At 71.3% G+C, this 6,391-nt stretch carries 6 protein-coding genes and 1 pseudogene; 3 read left to right on the top strand and 4 right to left on the bottom strand.

Annotation, left to right across the window (positions count from 1 at the left end):
• The 3 genes from HUU95_RS05680 to rpmI form a co-directional block, all read right to left on the bottom strand.
• Positions 1-1,505: Hsp70 family protein (locus HUU95_RS05680; protein WP_174279225.1), on the bottom strand; the 1,505-nt coding region annotated here is incomplete at its 3' end.
• Positions 1,506-1,666: 161 nt separating this feature from the next.
• Entirely contained in the window at positions 1,667-2,038 is a 372-nt protein-coding gene (rplT, locus tag HUU95_RS05675; protein WP_174279224.1) for a 50S ribosomal protein L20, read from the bottom strand.
• A gap of 30 nt (positions 2,039-2,068) precedes the next feature.
• Positions 2,069-2,272: a 50S ribosomal protein L35 gene (rpmI, locus tag HUU95_RS05670; RefSeq protein WP_174279223.1), complete on the bottom strand. Its 204-nt coding sequence runs from the start codon at positions 2,270-2,272 to the stop codon at positions 2,069-2,071.
• Positions 2,273-2,421: 149 nt separating this feature from the next.
• On the opposite strand from rpmI, the gene HUU95_RS05665 reads away from it, so the two are divergent.
• On the top strand, positions 2,422-4,542 hold the full coding sequence (locus tag HUU95_RS05665) for an AsmA family protein (RefSeq protein WP_174279226.1): 2,121 nt from the start codon (positions 2,422-2,424) through the stop codon (positions 4,540-4,542).
• A 138-nt stretch (positions 4,543-4,680) separates the two neighbouring features.
• On the opposite strand, the gene HUU95_RS05660 is transcribed toward HUU95_RS05665, so the two are convergent.
• Positions 4,681-5,472: an inositol monophosphatase family protein gene (locus HUU95_RS05660; RefSeq protein ID WP_174279222.1), complete on the bottom strand. Its 792-nt coding sequence runs from the start codon at positions 5,470-5,472 to the stop codon at positions 4,681-4,683.
• A gap of 66 nt (positions 5,473-5,538) precedes the next feature.
• Here HUU95_RS05660 and HUU95_RS05655 point away from each other — a divergent pair, with 66 nt between their 5' ends.
• A complete protein-coding gene (locus HUU95_RS05655) occupies positions 5,539-6,069 on the top strand; it encodes a peroxiredoxin (RefSeq protein WP_174279221.1) in 531 nt (176 codons plus the stop codon).
• A 58-nt stretch (positions 6,070-6,127) separates the two neighbouring features.
• Positions 6,128-6,391, top strand: a pseudogene (locus tag HUU95_RS05650) (hypothetical protein); the annotation flags it as partial.

The raw sequence follows: 6,391 nt of genomic DNA, 5'->3' as shown, positions 1-6,391 counted from the left end.
TTGTCGCGCGGGTGCACCTTGAGCCGCGCGAGCGCGGCGCGGCGCGCGTCCAGCGAGCCCTCGGCGCCATCGCCCTCGCTCACCACCCAGCGCAGCCGCTGGTCGGTCGCGGGCACGGCGACGTCCACCTCCAGCAGCCCGCTCGCGTCGTAGGAGAAGCGCACGTCCACCTGCACCTCGCCCGCCGGCCGGGGCGGCACGGGCACCTCGATCGTGTCGAGCAGGATGTTGTCGGACGCGCGCCGCGCCTCACCCTGGTATACCTCGAACCTGATCCGGACCTGGCGGTCCTGCACCGTCTGGAAGCGATGCTCGCGACTGGCCGGCACCACCGTGTTGCGTTCGATGATCGGCGCGAAGATGCCCGCCTGCAGCTGGCCGAAGGCGTCGCGCTCGGAGGTGGCGACGCCTAGCGTGAACGGGCAGACATCGGTCAGCCGCACCTCGTCCAGCGCGGCGTCGCGTGCCTTGAGCCCCGCCTGCACCGCCGCGCCCAGCGCCACCGCGTGATCGGGATGGAGGTCGACGCCCGGGAAGCGGCCGAACATCCGCGTCACCGTGCGGCGCACCAGCGGCATGCGCGTGGCGCCGCCGACCAGCACCACCTCCGACAGGTCGGCCGATTGCACGCCCGCGTCGCGTAGCGAGCGCAGCACCGGATCGCGCAGCCGCGCGACCAGCGGCGCGGCGGCTTCCTCGAACTGCGCCGTCGTGACGGTGGTCGCGTGCTCGGCGCCCTCCCAGATCAGCCGGAAGGGCGCGGCGTCGCCCTCGCTCAGGCCGCGCCGCGTCCGCTCGGCGGCGGCATCGACCAGCGCGGCGAACGCGATCGCCCTTGGTCCGGCGGGTGGCGTCGCGAGCTTGAGCGCCTCGGTCCCGAGTCGCGCGACCACCTCGTTGAAGTCCTCGCCGCCCAACCGGTTGTCGCCCGCCGACGCGCGCACCTCCACGATGCCGTCGAACACCTCCACGATCGACACGTCGAACGTGCCGCCGCCCAGGTCGAAGACCAGGAACGGCTCGCGGTCGCCGCGCTCGTGGATGCCGTGCGCCAGCGCGGCGGCGGTGGGCTCGTTGACCAGCCGCTCGACGGTAAGCCCCGCCAGCTCGCCCGCGCGCCGGGTGGCGCGGCGCTGGCGATCGTTGAAATAGGCGGGCACCGTGATGACGGCCTGGGTGACGGGCTCGCCCAGCGCGGCCTCCGCGTCACGCCTGAGGCTGGCGAGGACGAGCGCGGAGAGATCCTCGGGCAGGTAGCGGCGCTTGCCTAATTGCGTCTCGCGCGTCGTGCCCATCAGCCGCTTGAACGCGGTGGCGGTCTGCGCCGGGTGCGTCGATCGCCGGTCCTGCGCCGCGCGCCCGACGACTACCTCGCCCGCGTCGGTGACGCTGACGGCGGACGGGGTGAGCAGGTCGCCCAGCGCGTTGGGGATCAGTTCGGGCCCGCCGCCGCGGAACACGGCGATGGCGGAGTTGGTGGTGCCGAGGTCGATGCCGACGATCATGGACGGGGATTAGCGAAGGCGGCGGTTCCGCAAAAGACCGCTGTTATGCGCGCCCATCACCTGTCGTCGCATCAGGTGGTCCGCCACGGCCCCCGGCCCGGCAACGCGGAAGGGCCGGGCGATCGCTCGCCCGGCCCCTCACGCCATCGGTCGTGCCGCGATCAGGCGGCGGCCTGCGCCGGCAGCGCGGCGCGGGCCTGGGCGATGATCGCCGAGAAGGCCTCGCCCTCGTGCATCGCAAGGTCGGCCAGCACCTTGCGGTCCAGCTCGACGCCCGCGAGCTTCAGCCCGTGCATGAACTGGCTATAGGTCAGCCCCGCCGCGCGGACGCCGGCGTTGATGCGCTGGATCCACAGGCCGCGGAAGGTGCGCTTCTTCACTTTGCGGTCGCGATAGGCGTATTGCCCGGCCTTCTCGACGGCCTGACGCGCGACCCGAATCGTGTTCTTGCGCCTGCCGCGATAACCCTTTGCCTGTTCCAGGATGTTCTTGTGCTTGGCGCGCGTCGTGACGCCGCGTTTCACTCGTGCCATATATCGATGCTCCTCAGCTCAGCCCGTACGTCAAGAAAGGCCGTAGGGGGCCCAGGCCTTCACCGTCGAGGTGTCGGCCTTCGACAGCACGCTGGTGCCGCGGTTCTGGCGAATGTACTTGCCGTTGTGGGTGATCAGCCGGTGGCGCTTGCCGGCGACGCCGTGCTTGAGCTTGCCGGAGGCAGTGAGCGTGAAGCGTTTCTTGACGCCGCTCTTGGTCTTGAGCTTGGGCATTTTGGTCCTTTCAGTTGGAGCGTGGCTGGACCTGCCGCGGCAGCCCTGGTGGCCGGGCGGGTCGTGATCGTCTCGCTCGCGAAGCGGCGGCCCGTAGCGGCTCGGGCGTCCGCATGCAACCGAATCGCGAGCGGAACGGTTGGATGACGATGGACGAGGCTGTTCAGCGTATCGAGCAGTCGGCTGACCCCCGGCATCCGCGCCGCTGGCGCCGTCTCTTGCGAAACATCCTGCTCGGGCTGCTGGGCATGATCGTGCTGGCCTGGGTGATCCTGTTCGTCACCAAGGGACGGTTCCTCAAGCATCCGGTCGAGGGGCTCGCCAGCCGCGCGCTCGGCCGGGAAGTGCGCGTGGCGGGCGACTTTCAGCTGTATTTCGCGCCGTTCCACCTCCGGTTCGTGGCCGATCGGCTCAGCGTCGCCAACCCGGCCTGGGCGGACAAGCCGATGCTGTTCACCGCCGACCATGTCGAGGCGCGGATCGCGGCGCTGTCGATGATCGTCGGCCGGCGCCGATTCTACTCGCTCGATCTGGTGGGCGGCGCGGGCGACCTGGAGTTCGACCGCGCCCATACGGCCAACACGTGGACGTTCGGCACGGGTGGTAAGGGCGGCAAGCCGTTCGAGTTCCCGCGCATCGACACCGCCACCGTGCGGGGTACGGCCGTGCGTTTCCGCGACCCGCGCATGCCGCTCGTCGCCGACCTGCGCATCGATCCGATCCGCTCGACCGATGCGCGGATCGGACGGGCGGTGGGCGTGACGGGCAGCGGCACGCTGCGCGCCACGCCGTTCACGCTCGCCGCGCGTCTGCTGTCGCCCGACGCCACGGTCAACCGGGGCGCCAACCAGCTGACGCTGACCGCGCATGCCGCGAACAACATCATCGACGTCGCCGGCACGCTGCCGACCATCGCCGATTTCGAGGACGTGCCGCTGCAGGTCCGCGCGCGCGGACGCAACATGGCCGAGCTGCTCAACATCATCGGCGTCGCGATCCCGCGGACCCGCACCTACCGGCTCCACGCGCAACTCGTGAAGAAGGGCGAGGCATACCGGTTCACGCGGCTGGCGGGCAGTTTCGGCGACAGCGATGTCGCGGGGCGGCTGACCGTCACCAACGGCGCGCGCGTCCGGCTCGACTCGGCGCTGACGACGCGCACCCTCGATATCGTCGATGCCGCGCCCTTCATCGGCTATAATCCCGACATCGTCGCGGCGCAGGGCGTATCGGCTGCCGCCGCCGCGACCGGGGCGGGGCCGCAGCGCATCCTGCCCGACGCGGCGCTGCCCGTGGCCACGATGCGGGCGTTCGACGCGGGGCTGCGCTGGACGATCGGCCGGCTCCGCTCGAAGAACCTGCCGATCAGCGACATGGACCTGACGCTGGCGCTCGATCGCGGCCGGCTGGCGCTGTCGCCGTTCACCTTCACCATGGCGCGCGGCCATGTCGCGTCGGACCTGCTGTTCGACACGCGCCAGCGCCCCAGCTTCGATCGCTACGACATCCGCCTGTCACCAACGCCGCTCGGGCATCTGCTCGCCGGCTACGGCGTCGCGGAGGCGGGCACCAGCGGCATCGTGCGCGGGCGTATCCAGCTGGAGGGGCGCGGCGACACGATCCACGACTCGCTCGCCACCGGCCACGGGCGCATCGCCTTCGTGCTCCCGGCGGGCAGTTTCTGGACCCGCAACGTCCAGCTCGCCGAACTCGATGTCGGCACGTTCGTGCAGAAGATGTTCGAGCACAAGCTGGAGAAGCCGGTCACGATCAATTGCGGGCTGATCGGCTTTACCGTGCGCGACGGCGTCGCGGCGGCGGACCCGATCCTGATCGACACGAGCAAGAACGTGATCCTCGGACGCGGCGGCTTTTCGTTCCGGACGGAGGCGATCGACCTTGCCATCCGCGCGGACGGCAAGAAGTTCTCGCTCTTCTCCGGCCAGTCGCCGGTCGGCATCGGCGGCCATTTCGCCGCGCCGACGCTCGCCGTCGTCAGCCCGCAGCTGCTGGGCCGCGCCGGCGCGGGGCTGGGACTGGCGATCCTGGCGGCCCCACCCGCCGCGATCCTGGCCTTCATCGATCCGGGCGACGCGAAGGCGACGGCGTGCGGCCCCGTGCTGGCGGGCGCCACGGCGGCGGCGCAGCGCACCACCAAGGGCGCTCCGCGCGACGATGTCGGCCATGGCACGACGGCTAAGGAAGAGAACGGACACAAGTCCGGCGGCGAGCGCAAGAGCCAGCGCAAGAAGTTCCTGGGGATCTTCTGACGTTCTTCCCCTCTCCCCCTTGCGGGAAAGAAAGCGGTGGAAGGGTGAGGGGGCGAGCCGCAGGCTCGCGCGCTTGCCGCCCAAGCCCCCTCATCCGGCGCTTCGCGCCACCTTCTCCCGCGAGGGGAGAAGGGGAAGTCAGCCGTGCAACGCTTCGAGCACGTCATCCAGCCGCGCCGCGTCGCCGATCGCCAGCACCTGGCCGCCGCTCGCCGCCGTCAGCGGATCGCCCTGCCAGTCGCACATCAGCCCGCCCGCGCCCTCCACGATCGGCGCGAGCGCGGCGAAGTCGTGCAGGGCCAGCCCCGCCTCGCACACCAGGTCCAGCGTGCCCGCCGCGACCAGCCCGTAATTATAGCAATCGCCGCCATAGACCGGCCCCTGCCGAGAGTGCCCGCCCGACACCCTCGCCACCAGCCGCAGGAACGCCTGAGCCTCGTCGCCCCCGAACAGGTGCGGGCTGGTGGTCGCGAGCAGCGCGCCCTCCAGCCTGGCGCAGGCGCGGGTGCGCACGCGCGCGCCGTTCAGCGTCGTCGGCCGCCCCGCCGCGCCGATCCAGCGCTCGCGCTGCACGGGCTGGTCGATCACCCCCAGCACCGGCCAGTCGCCTTCCACCAGCGCGATCAGCGTGCCGAAGATCGCGCGGCCAGCGGTGAACGAGCGCGTGCCGTCGATCGGATCGAGTATCCAGCGCCGCCCGGTGATGCCTTCCTTGGCCCCATATTCCTCGCCGACCACGCCGTCGCCCGGCGCCTCCGCATCGAGCAGCCGGCGCATCGCCGCCTCTGCCGCGCGATCCGCCTCGGTCACCGGCGAGTGATCGGCCTTGGTCTCGATCGCATAGTCCGCGCGGAAGAAGGGGCGGATCGCGGCGCCGGCGGCGTTGGCGAGGCGCTCGGCGAGCTGCAGGTCGGCGGCGGAGACAGGCATGGCCACGCCCTATCCGGCCGGAGCCCGACAGGCTACAGCAAGGCCGATCTCGCAAAGGACCTCGCCATGCGCCGCCTCGCCCTCCTCGCCGCCGCCCTGCTCGCCACCCCCGCGCTCGCGACGCTCGCCCCCGGCGCCAAGGCACCCCCCTTCACCGCGCAAGGCGCGGTCGCGGGCAAGCCCTTCACCGTCGACCTCGCCACCGCGCTGAAGAAGGGGCCGGTGGTGCTCTACTTCTTCCCGGCCGCCTTCACCGGCGGCTGCAACGCGGAGGCGCACGCCTTTGCGGAAGCCATGGACGATTTCGGCAAGGCGGGCGCGAGCGTGATCGGCGTGACCGCCGGCAACGTCGACAAGCTGGAGGCCTTCTCCGCCGAGAAATGCGCGGGCAAGTTCGCGGTCGCCGCCGCGACGCCGGCGGTGGTCAAGGCCTATGACGTGTCGCTGGGCCGCGCCACGCCGTTGGGCGACATCACCAGCCGCACCAGCTATGTGATCGGCCGCGACGGACGGATCGCGTTCGTGCACAGCGACATGAACCCGGCCGAGCACGTCCAGCTGACGCTGGCGGCGGTGCGCAAGCTCGCCGCGCGCTGAGGCGGTAATACAGCGTTAACCCGTTTCTCGTAAGGCATCCGTCCGGGGGTTCAGGGCGATGCGGGCTGCGCGAGCGTTGCAGGTCGGGAGCGAGGACGGGCTGTTCGCCGCGATCGGCGCGTTCCTGGACGCGCACGGTCTCGGCTCCGATCCGGACAATTACCGGTTCGCGCATGCCGCGCTGACCGATCCGACGCTGGCCGGCGAGGTCGCGCGGCTCACCGATGGCGGCGTGCGGCTGGGCCGGCGCGAGGAGTCGGAGCGCGAGGGGATGCACGGCATCAGCCCGCGATACGTCCAGGACAAGATCTCCAACGCCCTG

Source organism: Sphingomonas bacterium (genome assembly GCF_903643065.1).
Taxonomy (GTDB): Bacteria; Pseudomonadota; Alphaproteobacteria; order Sphingomonadales; family Sphingomonadaceae; genus Sphingomonas.
This window is presented reverse-complemented; position numbering and strand designations above follow the sequence as displayed.

What these genes read in the sequence shown, in the direction of transcription:
- rplT (WP_174279224.1), bottom strand. Translation starts at nt 2,038, where the DNA reads ATGGCACGAGTGAAACGCGGCGTCACGACGCGCGCCAAGCACAAGAAC.
- rpmI (WP_174279223.1), bottom strand. Translation starts at nt 2,272, where the DNA reads ATGCCCAAGCTCAAGACCAAGAGCGGCGTCAAGAAACGCTTCACGCTC.
- HUU95_RS05665 (WP_174279226.1), top strand. Translation starts at nt 2,422, where the DNA reads ATGGACGAGGCTGTTCAGCGTATCGAGCAGTCGGCTGACCCCCGGCAT.
- HUU95_RS05660 (WP_174279222.1), bottom strand. Translation starts at nt 5,472, where the DNA reads ATGCCTGTCTCCGCCGCCGACCTGCAGCTCGCCGAGCGCCTCGCCAAC.
- HUU95_RS05655 (WP_174279221.1), top strand. Translation starts at nt 5,539, where the DNA reads ATGCGCCGCCTCGCCCTCCTCGCCGCCGCCCTGCTCGCCACCCCCGCG.